Here is a 13,096-nt window from a genome sequence, read left to right as displayed (position 1 = left end):
ATTCACACGCAAGCGTGCCCATCAACTCGGGATTGATCTCGTTTTCTTACCGGTTGGATCCCCAGACCTCAACCCAATCGAGCAGATCTGGAAGAGTCTGAAATGGGAAGCCTCTCCACTGATTGTCGAGAGCGCGAACGAGTTCCGCGCTCTCGTCTCAGAACTGTTCGAACAACTCACGTCTCGGCTGAGCTTCGCCAAATCATGGATCGACGAATTCCTCAGCTCTCGCTTGCAGTTCTTCTCCTAAGTACTAAGGCGGATTCTGCTCACGGCGGACAACTATGGCTCCCATCACGCGAAACTCACCCAACAACGGGCCGGCGAACTCGGCATCGAGTTCGTCTTCATCCCGCCGTATTCGCCGACATTGAACGCGATTGAACCGCTTTGGAAGAGCCTCAAACGAGATATCTCACCAGAGATCTACGAGGACGAAGACCACTTCAGAGAGTTCCTCACCGAGACATTTCTTCAGTTGAGTCACCGCGTAAGCTTTGCCGCAGACTGGATAGAGACATTCCTCCCGTACATCCAGAGGTTGCGCTGATCACTCAGCGGGGGCGAACACGTCGTACTCCAGTAGAAACTCAAAGGAAAGATGCTCAAGCAGCGGTACTGTCTCGGTAGCCGCGACATTCAAGAAGTCGTCTACCGAAGCTACGTCTTGCAGGGTTGCGCTTGTGTTGGACACACTTTGCGCACCCTGCTGCTTCGTACATGGAGCTTTCTATGACACGCTGTTGTTAGCTAAGACTTACATCCCAGTTGTCAAGTAGCAGCAAGTCTCCTGTGGGTTGCTCGTCGATCACAAAACTTCTGTAGCGATTCGATTAGCCGCACCAGCAGTGGCGGTGAAGAGAAATTCCAATAAGTCGCTACTATCACTCAGCTCCTTTCTTAGATAGGGACGAGCATGTCTAAATCTAAGTGGGTGTTCATGACTACTGCTGAAAGGCCCATGAAGCCAGACTCACCATCTCTCTGAGCGTCAAGCCAGCAGCGAACACATAGATGGCTTGGACCGGAATATCAAATGTCGTCGCGACCGCTACAAAGAGTGACATAATGAGTGCCATGCTAATCCACGCAATTGCGAACATTCGACCTGACGATGTTGTATACGAGCCCAACCCTGACATAGATAAGATATTAGTTGAGATCATAATAAATCATCTGTCTCTACTAATGATACTTACCCGAGAGATGGCAGGTTTATTCGTCATTACCTATGGGAATTCTGCTACCTGAACAAACCACCGTTGACGACATAGTATCTTCGACCGCCGAGCTGATTGGTCCTGAGAAAAAGAAAATCGCCAGACATCAGAGGATCCTATGCTCGATCAGCGGCAGGCGAGAGACATCGTGTGCGGTAGCTGTGGCTGATGCGGCCTGCGACCCAGCCACTGACCGCCGCCGGCAGGCCGTGGATACGCGCCGTCACTCCGTGACACATTCTACTGACTTCGACAGGGCTGGATATTCCACCGCTATCAATCCCAGTCTTTATAAGAAAATGAGTATAAGCTATTATACAAACGTTCAGAATGCTGGAAGTCCACCGAACCCATCGAGCGAAAATCCTCAATTACAGTCAGGTAGAGGACTCGCTCAACCGTCACGGGTGGAGTGCCAGCAAACTCTGGAACGTCGCCAACTACCACTCCCGCCAAGTCTGGGAGGAGACTGGGGAGATTCCCGGCCATGAGGAGTTGAAAAACGAGTTGAAAGGTCACGACAAGTACAAGGGACTGCACAGTCAGTCCAGTCAGCGGGTTCTGGAGGAACTCGCTGAAGCCTTCAACTCGTGGTACTCCAGTGATGACGAACGGGACAATCCGCCCGGCTACCGCAAACAAAACTACTACGACCAACAGGGTCGTCGCGTCCACGAAGAACACCCACTCAGTACGGTGACGTGGAAACAGAACGGCATCCGCCACGACACTAAGAACAACCGTGTCCGCCTCTCTAAGGGAGCGAACCACAAAGAACATCCGAAAGCGTGGGAGTACATCCTTGTCGAATACGAGACACGCCCCGGCGTCGAGGTTGAGAACCTGCAACAGGTTCGTGCTGTTTACGACCAAACAAAGGAGCGATGGGAGTTACACCTCGTCTGCAAGGACGAAATCGAGACGCCCGACGCTCCCGGAACCGAGACTGCGGGCATTGATCTCGGTATCAGTAACTTCGCCGCTGTCGCCTACAGCACCGAAGACGCCGACCTCTATCCCGGCAACCGCCTGAAACAGGACGGGTACTACTTCCCGAAAGAAATCGCCAACTGTGACGACAGCAGTGGCGACAGGGCCACGCGACTTCATCACAAATGGTCGGAACGCCGCACCCACTTCTTCCACAGTCTCGCCAAACACATCGTGGAGAAATGTATCGAGCGTAGTGTGGGTCGCATCAATGTCGGGGACTTGGAAGGCATCCGCGAGGACGAGAACGCCAAGTCGAAGAACTGGGGTCGGCACGGCAACCTCGACCTACACGGGTGGGCGTTCGACCGCTTCACGTCGATCCTCGAATACAAGGCGAAGGTTGAGGGCATCGAGGTCATGGAAGTGTCCGAACGCGACACGAGTAAAACGTGTTGCGTTTGTGGAAGAGAGGACGACAGTCAGCGTGTCGAACGCGGGTTGTACGTCTGCGAGTCGTGTGATGCGGCGTTCAACGCGGATGTGAACGGGGCGGAAAACATCCGTCTGGATATCGACGAGGAAAGTAACTCCGAGTCTACCGGGCAGTTGTCCGGGGATAGGAGTACCGGCTGGTTGGCACAGCCCGGAGTCTACCTGTACGACCTCTCCTGCGGATTCCAACCGCAACGAGAGGTGGTAGACTCCAAACCCTAATATCCCAACCTCGGGATTCCTCCGCGTTCACGCGGAGAAGGATGTCAAACCGCTGAACCTCGGAAGTACTGCTATGACACCCCCATAGTAACCAGATACGCGACACCCGTCACGCTGTGACAACACGGCTTCCAGAGCGTTTGAATATTCCCGCGTGTTGTTAAGTCCGATCTTTCTAGAATCAAAGGACCGTTGAATACCCAATCATGCCGACTGCGCTCCGTGTGGACGGCTATACGTGTCTGCAGTGTATGCCAGACGAAAAGTCTCTGGAATTGGTCCAAGGTGATCTACGGTGCAGGCGGTGACAAGCGAAGTACCTTTATTGCTAACTATAATGATTGAGTCATGTGAGTGATTCAGTTCCATTTGCCGAAGACCCGGAAGACACCTATGACGCTATTATGTACGCTACCTTTTCGGCACTCAAAAAGTATGGATATGCGGAGCTATCCATTCAACGGATTGCCAGTGAACTCAACTTCAGCAAGTCTACCTTATACCACCACTTCTCTGATAAAGATGACCTCCTCCTCTCGTTTTTCAACTTCCTATTGGATGAATTAGAGCAATTCTGTAAATCTAGTTCAACCAACGAGCCAAAAAAAGAGCTTTTGGACTTTGTCGATGTCCTTCTCGATGAGGGCATAACACAGAAGGAACAATCAGCGAAAGGTGAAATACTTGCAGCGTATATTGAACTGCGCTCCCAAGCGATTCATGATACTAAGTATAGAGAACGTATCACAAGGACAGACAAGCGCTTCGTCAAACAGATAGCGGTAATTATCGACGCAGGGATTGATAAGGGAGTATTTCAGCCAGTTGAGCCGGAGGAAACAGCTGAGTTCATATTGGCAATACTAAATGGAATACTTATGCAAGGGTCAACTCGAAAGCGTGCGCCGTTCCAACAGCTACGTCAGAATCTTATTGAGTATATTCAAACAGAGCTATTTGTAGAGTCAGCGACCCGCTCCTAGCGGTGGACTTCTGCGTGTTACAGCTGTGAATTTTGTCTCTATCGTTCCGCAGGATGTCGATGCCAAAGAGATACGTCAGCAATCCTTACTGTAGGACAAGTTGATGCCGAGGGCGTCGTGGCTGTGGTCGGGGTGCGCGGTCGCTATACAGGACAGTATAGTTGATTAGGGGGGTGCTATAAAACGAGTGGCACACCAAAGAGCAGGGTGAACGCTGAGGTGGATGAGTTCAGCTTCCCTGCAAGGTGACCCTTCAGTAGAGTCGTTCTTCAATGTCGCGGAGACCGAGACGCTAGCGTTGTTTGAACACTCTTCCTCGGAGTTTCTCGAAGAAGTTGACGTGTTTGCCCCGGCGGAGACGGGGCGAACACGCGATTACGAAACTCCAGAGATGATGCGTGGTTTCCTCCACTGCTACTACCACGACATCTACGGGATTCGTCCCGTTGAGCGAGAGCTTCGGAACACGGTCGTTTGGCTGAGCTGCGGGTTCGATCGACCGCCGTCGAGAGACGCGGCCGATCGCTTTCTCACCGACCTCGAACACGTCGTTGACAACGTCTTTGACCGACTTGACCTACTGTCAGTACTTCACGAAGCCGGTTAGCTGAGAGGTCTGCTTGCTGAAGATGTGCCTAATACCAAGCAAGCAGACGGTGAAATCCACGAAGACCAGCTACTTAACTTCCTCGTCAACACGCTTGACGAGGAAGTTGATCTCGGTCTTGGCGCTAATGCTGAAATCGATGCTGAGGATATCTACGAGGTCCTCGTCGGCGCTTGCGCCGACGGGACCTCGGTATCTGAACTCTGTGAGACCAGCGAAGATTCTCCCCATCAAAACACGATTCTGTACCATCTCCGCGAGAAGTTCGAGCTAACGTCGGTTGAACAAGTCGGGAACGCACTCCTGCAAAAGGACGTTCTAGAGGTTCTCCCCGAGCAGGTGGAGGTCGTCGCAGACCTCCACCTGCGGCCCTACTACGGTGACGAGGACGAGACAGATGGCCTCTACCACTCAGAGGCAAAGCGTGGAACCACAGCGTTCCACGCCTATGCGACACTCTACGCGCGTGTGAAGAATAAGCGATATACGCTGGCGGTGCGCCGTCTCGTTGACGGCGACACCGCCAGCAGTGTCCTCGCTGAGTTTCTTGGTCTCCTCGACGGCCTTGACACTGAGGTCAAGGCCGTCTATCTGGACCGAGAATTCTACGATAGCAAGTGTCTCACGCTGCTTCAAGCCCACAACTATGCGTACGTGATGCCGATCGTCCGGTGGGGAAAGACAATCAAGCAGGAACTCTCGGAAGGATGGAGCCGCGTCATCCAACACGAGCTGACAGGGAAACTCGACGGTCACCACGGTGGGTTTCACGAGACTGGTGACGAGTCAATGTCCGACGACCCATCCGACCAAGCACGATCTACGGCCGTCAAACAGCTCAAAGCACTCGGCCTCAGTACCTACGCCGCCCGGACATTCGTCGCACTTGTCAGTCTCGGCGAAGGGACTGCGCAGGATGTGAGTGAAGTTGCCGATGTCCCCCGAACTCGCGTCTACGACGCAGCTGACGAGCTCCGTGACCGCGGTCTCGTCGACGTGAAACAGTCGAGTCCCCAGCGATATTGGGCCATCTCGACGGAGACGGCCGGCCGTCACTTCGAACAGGAATACGACCACCGTGTGACGGTCCTGACAGACGCACTCGACCAGCTTGCATCGGCGGATCGCAGCACTGAACAGCAGGGTGTCTGGACGGTAACCGGCCGGGATACCGTGACCGAACGCGTGGTGGATTTCATCTCGGCCGCGGATGATGAGGTCGTTTACATGACTGCCGAAGAGCTACTGACCGACGAAATCGCTGAATGCCTCTCGACCGTCAGCGACCGTGGGGTCACAATTCGGCTCGCAGAGATGTCACAATCCGTCGAAGCCCAGCTCGAACAGGACGTCCCTGACGCGCAACTGTTCGAATCGGCGTGGGAGTGGTCGGATACGCCTGCTGGTCGCCTACTCATGATAGACCAACAAAAAACGCTCGTGAGTGTGCTCGTCGGCGCCAATGGTGGCTACTCACCTGAGCCCTCCGACGAAACCGCTATCTGGGGCACGGGGCAGAGCAACAGCCTTGTTGTCGTGCTGAAAGCGCTGTTCGCCTGGCAGCTTGCCAACAACCGCGAATGAACACTAAGCAGTCACTCAGACAATCACAACAATGTTATTCCAGCCCAGATCGTAGAGATGACACCTGAAGTCATAGCGGTTTCCGCTGCTGTTGCTTCTCCCTACCACAACCAGTGATGGAAAATGCACGACGATACAAATGAGGAAAGTGGCTCAGGTCCAGCCGATCAACCCGAAAGCGAAGATACAGGTTCCACTACAGTACGTGATAACTGGAAGGAATCGGATCGCCCCAGTGTTGCGACCGTCGAAGCAGTCGCAGCGGCTACCAATCGTGAAATGACTGACCTGCCACCCTTGCACGAGACGATCGATGCCAGTGCACTCGATACACTGCTCAATGGACAGCCATTATCAGTAACAATCTCCTTCCGGTACGCAGACACCGCTGTCTCGATGAGCGGGGATGGAAGTATCGAAGTCCACGTCGAGAGAAACTCTAGAGAAGAAGATAGCGGATAAGTTCTGCAGTCTATCGAGCAAATGAGCAATCAGGAGTTAGCTAGCCATGTATCTTTTCTGTGGTCGTCGATGACCTCAAGCAAGGAGAAAACAGTTTGGAACTCTCGGCTCCGATGCACGGTGCCTCGGTTAGTATCGTACTCGAGCACGTTTGCTTCTTGTAACTTCGGTAGGTGAAGGTGATGAAGGTCGCTGTTCCAAGATCGCGTGGGGCCGTTACCGTCTGGTTGTAGTGAATCTAACCCTCACAGATGCTGCGTGAGTTTGTCGACAGTCGTTCCATCGGACGCCTCAGCCACGTGACGGAGGATCTGTCGTCGCTCCTGCTTAGTCAGTAACTGCAGTGCTGTCTCAGTCGATATCCGTTGTTCTGAGTTGCTCATTGGTGTCCTCACCATGTTCAGTTGGGACGTTGGCTCGCGTGAACACGTAAGCGATATCTTACGAGCCTGAGGGTGTCATAGAACAGTTAACACACCAAAGAGCAGGGTGAATGCTGAGGTGGTATGGACTCAGCGACCCTGCAAAATGATCCTTCGGTCGAGTCGTTCTTCAATGTCGTGGAGACAGAGACGCTTGCGTTGTTCGAGCACCTCTCCTTCGAGTTTCTCGAAGAGTTCGACGTGTTCGCCCCGACGATAGTGCCTAGTGGAAGTTATGAAGGTAGAGTTTGATGTGTGGATATGTCTGGAGATCGCCGCAAAGAGATCGTCCGTCACCTCAGTGAGGACGATCTCGATCGACTCCTCGCAGAGTCTACGGATGAAAAACTCACTGAGCGGTTGATCTTCGTTAAGCGGCTCTACAAGGGTGCAACCTTGGAGGACGCTGCCGACGACGTCGGCAGATCCTCCGCGACAGGAACACGCTGGGCTCGCCGATGGAACAAGGGCGGTCTCGGACTCCTGATGCCGAACTTCGGGGGCGGCAGGCCCCCGAAGCTCGGCGAAGAACAACAGCAACGCCTCCTAGAACTGCTCCGTGAGGGCCAACCGTGGAAGAAACAGGAGATACAGCACCTCATCAACGAGGAATTCGACGTTGAATTTCATCCCGCTCATCTCACTACATTCCTCGAAAAGCTCGGCCTCTCCTACGCAATTCCGCAGACTAAGCGCCCATCACGGCCAGAGAATGCTGAAGAGATACTCGACGAACGCGTCGCCGACGCGTTCGACGAGGGTTCTGATGAGCCGCACAACAAACGCGATGGAGACAACGAGGAAGGCTGGATCGTCGACGAAGAGATCCGTACGGACGGTGGAACTGTACTTGGATTTCTCGACACATCGCATCCGCAACCGTGGGACAACTCACAGCGACTCTACACCGTCGACGACCCTCACATCACCCGACCGCTGGTGAAGTTAGACGAACCAGCGGTCGGGTTCTATGCCATCTCTGGTGAGAGTGTCGTTCAGTTTCCGAGTAATCAGGAGAAAGAACGAATCTGCGAGTGTCTCAAGGGGATCCGCGAGCAGAATCCGAGTCAGCGGATTCTGCTCGCCTTGGATAACTTCTCTTCTCACGTGTGCGAACACACGCGCAAGCGAGCCCATCAACTCGGAATTGACCTCGTGTTTCTGCCCGTTGGCTCACCTGATCTCAACCCGATCGAGCAGATCTGGAAGAGTTTGAAATGGGAAGCGTCACCGTTGATTGTGGAGAGCGCGGCAGAATACCGCGCTCTCCTCACTGAACTCTTTGAGAAGCTCACAGCTCAGCTGAGTTTCGCGGCCTCTTGGATCGACAACTATCTCGGTGGCTATCTTCAAAAGTTACGCTAGGTACTAGGGACCCCCGGGGGACACTCCAGTCCTCCGCACAGCGAAAAAATAAAATTCTGCGTGGGGTGGTCGTTCGTGGACGGTGCTGACCGCATGTCTCTCTGGGTACGCTCTCGTTCGTGGACGGTGCTGACCGCATGTCTCTCTGGGTACGCTCTCGTTCGTGATGCTCCATATCCTGGTTGGTGGGCACCCTCCGCCTCTCGACGGCGGCAGATATGGCTGGGGATACCTGTTGCTGGTGGGTAACGCTTAAGCCATTCTGCCGAGAAGGAACCGGTACAGACACGAGGTCGTTCCCAGCGATTCCCGCGCCAACGGGTTCGAGCTGGGAACGGTGGCCCCTTCTCAGGCAAGTTGTGTTCTCGTAGTGTCTTCTCTGTCCTGCGACTTGCACATGCGGCGACTTAAAACCGCTAGGAGCGTCAGACATTGGTATCATCCTCGACAAGACTGCGAACCACATCGGCGTTTGACCCGCGAGCGATACTGACACGGTCAGTAGCGACGTTGACCATCGTCTCGGACGACTCGACAAGCACCCGCGGCGGGGCGTCATACTCCTCGTAGGTGTAGCGCTCGCGAACGATCCCAAGCAACGAGCCACCCTCCAACCGGTTGATCTTCACGGGCGTACCGACGCCGGCGGTGTCGTCAGCGCGCGCCCGACGTTTGGCCGGCGCGCCCTGGCTGGCTCTACTCATTGTGCCACCTCTGCGCTGACCTGCATCCGCAGACGTTCAGTCGCACTCTCGCTGCGGGCGTGTTCGTCGAGAACGATCACGTCGATCACGTCGCCGGACCGGGGCCACGCTTCCACGACAGCGACGAGATCGCCGTCAGCGACAGTCGACCGGTCGATAGCTCCGTAGAGGTCACGAATGAGCGCCCACGGGCTGTCGAGTGTTTCCTTTGCGTCGGCTTCGTCTTCCGGGACCCACTCCAGCACAGAGCCGTGCTGATTGCGACGAGCACGGACCCGCAAGCGGACTGGGTCAGACATCAGTCTGCCCCCGCGTCACATCTCTGGCAGCCGCGGACCAGTTGTGACAGTCGAAGCACTGGGTTGCGTGTGGTTCGTTGCGAGATTCTGGTGCGCCGTCATACCACTCCCGTTCGACAGTCTCAGGGTCGAACGATTCCCCACACATTGTCAGGCCACGAACCCACTCGAAGCAGATCCCGGAGTGGCCGTTGTCGAGGTTGACAGCCCAGCCGGTCGGGCTAAGCGTTTGATCCACCTGCGCGCCAGTCACCGTTCGCTCACCTCGATAACGTCGAGTTCGACCGTCTCCCCGCAGCCGTCGAAGTCAGCGCCCCGAGACGGATGTGGGGCGTAGCACTCGCTGTTGATCGTCTCTGGCGGGTTCTCCACGTCGACTCGTTGGGGGCGAACATGGGTCGCCCCACAGCCCGGGCACTTGACCGTGACAGCCGCGTGGGTTTTACTGCTCATCGTGACCTCCCGAGCTGTCGGTTTCCGTGTCCACATCGCACCATTCCGGGTAATCGAACACGTCGCCGTAGCCGTCCAGATCGCCCTCTCGGATAGGATAGGAAGCATCGCAGTGGATGCAGACCATCCGGGTCTGAGTCCCGCCCTTCGTGTCGTTCACGGGCGAGAAACTGTGTCCCATGTGGCTGTGACACGGAGCGAGATCGTCGCGAGTCAGCGCATCGCACCATTCCATCACGTCCTCGGGGATCTCGTGGTGAGTACTGTCCTCAACGCGACCGCCGTCGGTCCTCACCTTCCGAACCGGCCCGCCAACAGCGGCGACCGCGTCGGCGTCGGGCCAGCGCTCGTCGAGCGACCGGCCGTCGACGTCGTAGTAGTTGTCGTGGCCAGTCATGCAGACCCTCCCGTGGAGTCTTCGGAGTTCGTAAAGCCGTGTTCTTGAAGCACATCGGCCGGTGACCGACCGGACTGGCCGTGGTTTCCTCGCGGGTCAGGTTCGTCGTTCATCTTCGCCGCACAGACACGACAGAGCCCGTAGCGTTCGCGGTCGCTTTCGTCGGCGACCCGGAACGCTTCGGAACCACTCGTGGTATGGTTGCACAGCGGCTCCGGGTCATCACGGGTGGATTCCGGTGCTGGGTGATGGACTTTGGCGTCGTTCCACTGGGATTTCGGCATGATGTAAAACTCGTCTTGGTCCATCAGCAGTCACCTCCCGTCGTCCGGTCGGCGAGGTCGTTCAGGGCGTCAACGGCCGGCCCCGTCTCGGCGGTCGCACAGACCGTGCCGTTGGTTTGGGACCAGCGGACCAGTCCGGTGTTGTCCAGTTTCGCAATGTGCGTCTGATACAGAGACACGTACACACGCTTGCGCTGTTGGGACTGGAACTGGTCGCGGTCAGTGCCGACTTCCGCAGCGGCGACGATCTCCGCCAGATCGGTGAGTTCCAGTCGGCCGTGTTCGTTCACCGTCCGGAGGCACTGGCGTCGGCGTTCAGACTGGGCGATATCCAGCAGGGCGTCGAACGGGACGCTCACTGCCGGTGGCTCCGGCTCGTCGTCGTTAGAGAGTAGGCGTTTCAGCATCCGGCCACCCCCGCAGCGACGGTGCTGCTTTCTGGGTCGATACAGTTTTCCGGGGCCTCGGCAAATACCGAGGCGCGGTCGTTGGGTTGCTTCATGGCGCTGGAACGACCGCATTGGGTCGGTGTGCCTGCACCGGCCCGCTTTCGTAGACGGACCTTACTGACCCTTGAGCAGTCGTTATGACTATCATTATAGCCGCTGGTATTAGTACTTATGTTACTACTAATTAACTTCTGAATACTAATCTCTATATGTGTAGAAACATCGAACAAATGATATATACGAGCATAGGCAGATTCGTACGTAAGATGGCTGGCCGAAAGCCGACTGTATCTGACTCCGAAATCCTTCAATTCTTTATCAACTCTGACGACCCATTCCTCACTACAGCAGAGGTGGCCGATTTGGCAGGATTTTCTACCAATTCGGGAGCGAATAAGCGGCTTACCGAGCTTGAAAAACAGGGATACGTACACTCCAAAACAGTTGGTCGGGGCCTCGCTTGGTGGATCACCGATGCCGGTCGCGAGTACTTGGAGACGGACGACAGCTAAGAATCGTAGAAGCCGTCGCGGTGGCCGATCCGGAGAACACGAAGGACGGATTCGTTTTTGTCCCAGTCGATTTCGGACCGGTATTCGCGGCCGATTTTCAATTTGAAGGTTTCTCGCCCTTGTAGCCGTTCGAGGTAGTGATCTGGGTTCTCGCCGGCCTGCTTCAGTTTGTCCCGGATACGTTGTTCGATATCTGGTTGGAACGACGCTAACTCGTCGGTGGCCGATTCGGCCAACAACACATCTGCCATCTGACCTCAGGCCTCGTCGAGACTGACGAATTCCTCTTCTTCGAGCCGGCGGTCGGCCTCGGCAGCCACGTCGTCGGCGAGCCGCGGCCCGACGAGTGCGGTCCAACCCACAGCAGACGAACCGAATTTCTTGCTTGCGACCTTGCCGTCCGACTCCATTTCGCCGAGCCAACGGCGAACTGTCTCGCTGCTGACCTCGATATCGAAGTGCTCGGCGAGTGCGTCGGTAATCTCTTTCGTGGTCAACATTGGCTCTTCCGGGCCGGTTTTGTAGTCGAACGCTTTCAGCACATCCTGCTCGGTCAATTTCGAGCCAAACGTTCCGTCGTCGTTGTGAACTCGTTCGCTCATACTCTATTATATCTGACCGTCCCGAGTAAGTGTTTTGCACGTACCATATGCTGCAAAGCAATAGGTTTATGACCTTGTTGTCCGTGACATATGGTACGGAAGACCGGTCACTCGGGGCACTTGGAGTGTAGAAGTGCCCGCGTGAGTCCACCACGCGGGCCGGGCTTCCGTGGTGCGAAAACCCATGAGCAAATCTGCGACACCGACTAGTAAATCTGTCGGCACGACTGACGCACATCCACAGGAACGTATTGCCCGCGAACTGCTCACACAGGGCCGCCCACTCTTCCTGGGCGTCGATGGCGAAGGCGCAGCCCACTACTGGGACTCGTATGAATTCGCTGTGGCCGTCGTCGCTCGCGACAACCGCGCCGAGAAAGTCCCACTCGCAGACACACCGTATGAAACACTCGCAGGATGGTGCGAGTACACGCAGGACGAACGCGGCTGGGCTGTCGGCCCACACGTCGGCGGCAACATCGTCGACGATCTCGCTCGGGGGCTGAACGCATGAGTAAGACCGTTCGCTGTACGGTCGAGAACCGCCAGCGCGTTCGGCGTGCCGCCCGTGCGCTACAAGAGACTGCCCCGACCGCCGTGGTCGAGACAATGCCGCCGGTCCGCTCGGAACACGACGCCTGGACGCTCGATGCCGTGCTTCGCGAGACCGATGGCGTTCCGCCGGAAGTGCTTCGGGAACTCGCGCTGACTGGGCTGACGCTCCAGCCGACGCCCACGCAGGCTGAGCATCAGTATCTCGTGGCGACGGCCTGAGCGAACTGAATAACCTGCTTTTATTATCAGGGCATCCGGACTGCCGTGCGGGCGATCGGTCGTTATGATCACTCCCCAACATCACGGCGACCGATTCCCGTTGTCTTACCCCCAATTCCGTCTGTGGTGGCCGGCCGTATCTCAGACATTACACTCTCACCGACGCCGGCCGCGAGCACTTGGAGTCGGCGGATTAACGAACTGCGGGATATTCAGAGTCTGATAGAATGAAATATGTAGAACGCTCTTGTGAAGCACGTTGTTGATTTTCAGAGAGCAGCATCAAGAGCATGTTTGAGCGCTTCGTCACCTGGTTTTCTGTAGAGTTCGCA

19 protein-coding genes and 4 pseudogenes are annotated in these 13,096 nt (G+C 55.8%); 12 read left to right on the top strand and 11 right to left on the bottom strand.

Features of this window, described 5'->3' with window-relative positions:
* Both G9463_RS21365 and G9463_RS24615 read left to right on the top strand, forming a co-directional pair.
* A partial coding sequence (locus G9463_RS21365) for a transposase (protein WP_193569698.1) occupies positions 1-250 on the top strand: 250 nt, incomplete at its 5' end.
* Between the two features lie 12 nt (positions 251-262).
* A complete protein-coding gene (locus G9463_RS24615) occupies positions 263-550 on the top strand; it encodes a transposase (protein WP_165897776.1) in 288 nt (95 codons plus the stop codon).
* A gap of 3 nt (positions 551-553) precedes the next feature.
* Here the strand turns inward: G9463_RS24615 and G9463_RS21355 are convergent.
* Positions 554-694: pseudogene (locus tag G9463_RS21355) on the bottom strand (IS5/IS1182 family transposase); the annotation flags it as partial.
* Between the two features lie 856 nt (positions 695-1,550).
* Here G9463_RS21355 and G9463_RS21350 point away from each other — a divergent pair.
* The 6 genes and pseudogenes from G9463_RS21350 to G9463_RS24390 all read left to right on the top strand — a co-directional run bounded on the left by G9463_RS21350 (position 1,551) and on the right by G9463_RS24390 (position 6,503).
* On the top strand, positions 1,551-2,867 hold the full coding sequence (locus G9463_RS21350) for an RNA-guided endonuclease TnpB family protein (protein ID WP_165897775.1): 1,317 nt from the start codon (positions 1,551-1,553) through the stop codon (positions 2,865-2,867).
* A 350-nt stretch (positions 2,868-3,217) separates the two neighbouring features.
* Complete coding sequence (locus tag G9463_RS21345; protein ID WP_007188619.1) at positions 3,218-3,850, top strand: TetR/AcrR family transcriptional regulator; 633 nt, start codon at positions 3,218-3,220, stop codon at positions 3,848-3,850.
* A 223-nt stretch (positions 3,851-4,073) separates the two neighbouring features.
* A pseudogene (locus G9463_RS21340) lies at positions 4,074-4,424 on the top strand (IS5/IS1182 family transposase); the annotation flags it as partial.
* A 57-nt stretch (positions 4,425-4,481) separates the two neighbouring features.
* Positions 4,482-5,213: pseudogene (locus tag G9463_RS24160) on the top strand (ISH3 family transposase); the annotation flags it as partial.
* Between the two features lie 33 nt (positions 5,214-5,246).
* Positions 5,247-6,041 (top strand): TrmB family transcriptional regulator, encoded by a 795-nt coding sequence (locus G9463_RS24155; RefSeq protein WP_240150107.1) that lies wholly within the window; start codon positions 5,247-5,249, stop codon positions 6,039-6,041.
* Between the two features lie 123 nt (positions 6,042-6,164).
* Positions 6,165-6,503: a HalOD1 output domain-containing protein gene (locus G9463_RS24390; protein ID WP_165897773.1), complete on the top strand. Its 339-nt coding sequence runs from the start codon at positions 6,165-6,167 to the stop codon at positions 6,501-6,503.
* A 245-nt stretch (positions 6,504-6,748) separates the two neighbouring features.
* Here G9463_RS24390 and G9463_RS24145 read toward each other — a convergent pair whose 3' ends face one another.
* Complete coding sequence (locus G9463_RS24145) at positions 6,749-6,886, bottom strand: hypothetical protein (RefSeq protein ID WP_240150105.1); 138 nt, start codon at positions 6,884-6,886, stop codon at positions 6,749-6,751.
* A gap of 123 nt (positions 6,887-7,009) precedes the next feature.
* Between G9463_RS24145 and G9463_RS21320 the strand changes: the two are divergent.
* Both G9463_RS21320 and G9463_RS21315 read left to right on the top strand, forming a co-directional pair.
* Positions 7,010-7,138 (top strand): annotated as a pseudogene (locus tag G9463_RS21320) (IS5/IS1182 family transposase); the annotation flags it as partial.
* A 48-nt stretch (positions 7,139-7,186) separates the two neighbouring features.
* Positions 7,187-8,290 carry an IS630 family transposase gene (locus tag G9463_RS21315; protein ID WP_165897772.1) on the top strand — a complete coding sequence of 368 codons (1,104 nt, stop codon included), beginning with the start codon at positions 7,187-7,189 and terminating at the stop codon, positions 8,288-8,290.
* Positions 8,291-8,715: 425 nt separating this feature from the next.
* Here G9463_RS21315 and G9463_RS21310 read toward each other — a convergent pair whose 3' ends face one another.
* The 9 genes from G9463_RS21310 to G9463_RS21270 all read right to left on the bottom strand — a co-directional run bounded on the left by G9463_RS21310 (position 8,716) and on the right by G9463_RS21270 (position 11,990).
* Positions 8,716-8,994 carry a hypothetical protein gene (locus G9463_RS21310; RefSeq protein ID WP_007189976.1) on the bottom strand — a complete coding sequence of 93 codons (279 nt, stop codon included), beginning with the start codon at positions 8,992-8,994 and terminating at the stop codon, positions 8,716-8,718.
* Entirely contained in the window at positions 8,991-9,293 is a 303-nt protein-coding gene (locus G9463_RS21305; RefSeq protein WP_049944721.1) for a hypothetical protein, read from the bottom strand. Before G9463_RS21305 ends, G9463_RS21310 begins: the two co-directional genes overlap by 4 nt.
* Positions 9,286-9,546 carry a hypothetical protein gene (locus G9463_RS21300; RefSeq protein WP_007189974.1) on the bottom strand — a complete coding sequence of 87 codons (261 nt, stop codon included), beginning with the start codon at positions 9,544-9,546 and terminating at the stop codon, positions 9,286-9,288. Before G9463_RS21300 ends, G9463_RS21305 begins: the two co-directional genes overlap by 8 nt.
* A complete protein-coding gene (locus G9463_RS21295; RefSeq protein ID WP_080509803.1) occupies positions 9,543-9,746 on the bottom strand; it encodes a hypothetical protein in 204 nt (67 codons plus the stop codon). Before G9463_RS21295 ends, G9463_RS21300 begins: the two co-directional genes overlap by 4 nt.
* A complete protein-coding gene (locus tag G9463_RS21290; RefSeq protein WP_007189972.1) occupies positions 9,736-10,143 on the bottom strand; it encodes a hypothetical protein in 408 nt (135 codons plus the stop codon). Before G9463_RS21290 ends, G9463_RS21295 begins: the two co-directional genes overlap by 11 nt.
* Positions 10,140-10,451 carry a hypothetical protein gene (locus tag G9463_RS21285; protein ID WP_007189971.1) on the bottom strand — a complete coding sequence of 104 codons (312 nt, stop codon included), beginning with the start codon at positions 10,449-10,451 and terminating at the stop codon, positions 10,140-10,142. Before G9463_RS21285 ends, G9463_RS21290 begins: the two co-directional genes overlap by 4 nt.
* Positions 10,451-10,834 (bottom strand): hypothetical protein, encoded by a 384-nt coding sequence (locus tag G9463_RS21280; RefSeq protein WP_007189970.1) that lies wholly within the window; start codon positions 10,832-10,834, stop codon positions 10,451-10,453. The genes G9463_RS21285 and G9463_RS21280 overlap by 1 nt, the downstream gene beginning before the upstream one ends.
* A 550-nt stretch (positions 10,835-11,384) precedes the next feature.
* Positions 11,385-11,639, bottom strand: coding sequence for a type II toxin-antitoxin system RelE/ParE family toxin (locus G9463_RS21275; protein WP_007189968.1), 255 nt, complete (start codon positions 11,637-11,639; stop codon positions 11,385-11,387).
* A 6-nt stretch (positions 11,640-11,645) separates the two neighbouring features.
* The gene (locus tag G9463_RS21270; RefSeq protein ID WP_007189967.1) at positions 11,646-11,990 is read right to left on the bottom strand and encodes a helix-turn-helix domain-containing protein; all 345 of its coding nucleotides are present in this window, start codon (positions 11,988-11,990) and stop codon (positions 11,646-11,648) included.
* A gap of 184 nt (positions 11,991-12,174) precedes the next feature.
* Between G9463_RS21270 and G9463_RS21265 the strand changes: the two genes are divergently transcribed.
* Entirely contained in the window at positions 12,175-12,504 is a 330-nt protein-coding gene (locus G9463_RS21265) for a hypothetical protein (protein WP_007189966.1), read from the top strand.
* Positions 12,501-12,764 carry a hypothetical protein gene (locus tag G9463_RS21260; RefSeq protein WP_007189965.1) on the top strand — a complete coding sequence of 88 codons (264 nt, stop codon included), beginning with the start codon at positions 12,501-12,503 and terminating at the stop codon, positions 12,762-12,764. The genes G9463_RS21265 and G9463_RS21260 overlap by 4 nt, the downstream gene beginning before the upstream one ends.
* Positions 12,765-13,096: the final 332 nt, after the last annotated feature.

This window comes from Haloarcula sp. JP-Z28 (assembly GCF_011440255.1).
GTDB lineage: Archaea > Halobacteriota > Halobacteria > Halobacteriales > Haloarculaceae > Haloarcula > Haloarcula marismortui.
Note: the sequence above shows the minus strand (reverse complement) of the source record. Positions and strands in the feature narration are given on the sequence as shown.

What these genes read in the sequence shown, in the direction of transcription:
- G9463_RS21350 (WP_165897775.1), top strand. Translation starts at nt 1,551, where the DNA reads ATGCTGGAAGTCCACCGAACCCATCGAGCGAAAATCCTCAATTACAGT.
- G9463_RS24155 (WP_240150107.1), top strand. Translation starts at nt 5,247, where the DNA reads ATGTCCGACGACCCATCCGACCAAGCACGATCTACGGCCGTCAAACAG.
- G9463_RS24390 (WP_165897773.1), top strand. Translation starts at nt 6,165, where the DNA reads ATGCACGACGATACAAATGAGGAAAGTGGCTCAGGTCCAGCCGATCAA.
- G9463_RS24145 (WP_240150105.1), bottom strand. Translation starts at nt 6,886, where the DNA reads ATGAGCAACTCAGAACAACGGATATCGACTGAGACAGCACTGCAGTTA.
- G9463_RS21315 (WP_165897772.1), top strand. Translation starts at nt 7,187, where the DNA reads ATGTCTGGAGATCGCCGCAAAGAGATCGTCCGTCACCTCAGTGAGGAC.
- G9463_RS21310 (WP_007189976.1), bottom strand. Translation starts at nt 8,994, where the DNA reads ATGAGTAGAGCCAGCCAGGGCGCGCCGGCCAAACGTCGGGCGCGCGCT.
- G9463_RS21305 (WP_049944721.1), bottom strand. Translation starts at nt 9,293, where the DNA reads ATGTCTGACCCAGTCCGCTTGCGGGTCCGTGCTCGTCGCAATCAGCAC.
- G9463_RS21295 (WP_080509803.1), bottom strand. Translation starts at nt 9,746, where the DNA reads ATGAGCAGTAAAACCCACGCGGCTGTCACGGTCAAGTGCCCGGGCTGT.
- G9463_RS21290 (WP_007189972.1), bottom strand. Translation starts at nt 10,143, where the DNA reads ATGACTGGCCACGACAACTACTACGACGTCGACGGCCGGTCGCTCGAC.
- G9463_RS21285 (WP_007189971.1), bottom strand. Translation starts at nt 10,451, where the DNA reads ATGGACCAAGACGAGTTTTACATCATGCCGAAATCCCAGTGGAACGAC.
- G9463_RS21280 (WP_007189970.1), bottom strand. Translation starts at nt 10,834, where the DNA reads ATGCTGAAACGCCTACTCTCTAACGACGACGAGCCGGAGCCACCGGCA.
- G9463_RS21275 (WP_007189968.1), bottom strand. Translation starts at nt 11,639, where the DNA reads ATGGCAGATGTGTTGTTGGCCGAATCGGCCACCGACGAGTTAGCGTCG.
- G9463_RS21270 (WP_007189967.1), bottom strand. Translation starts at nt 11,990, where the DNA reads ATGAGCGAACGAGTTCACAACGACGACGGAACGTTTGGCTCGAAATTG.
- G9463_RS21265 (WP_007189966.1), top strand. Translation starts at nt 12,175, where the DNA reads ATGAGCAAATCTGCGACACCGACTAGTAAATCTGTCGGCACGACTGAC.
- G9463_RS21260 (WP_007189965.1), top strand. Translation starts at nt 12,501, where the DNA reads ATGAGTAAGACCGTTCGCTGTACGGTCGAGAACCGCCAGCGCGTTCGG.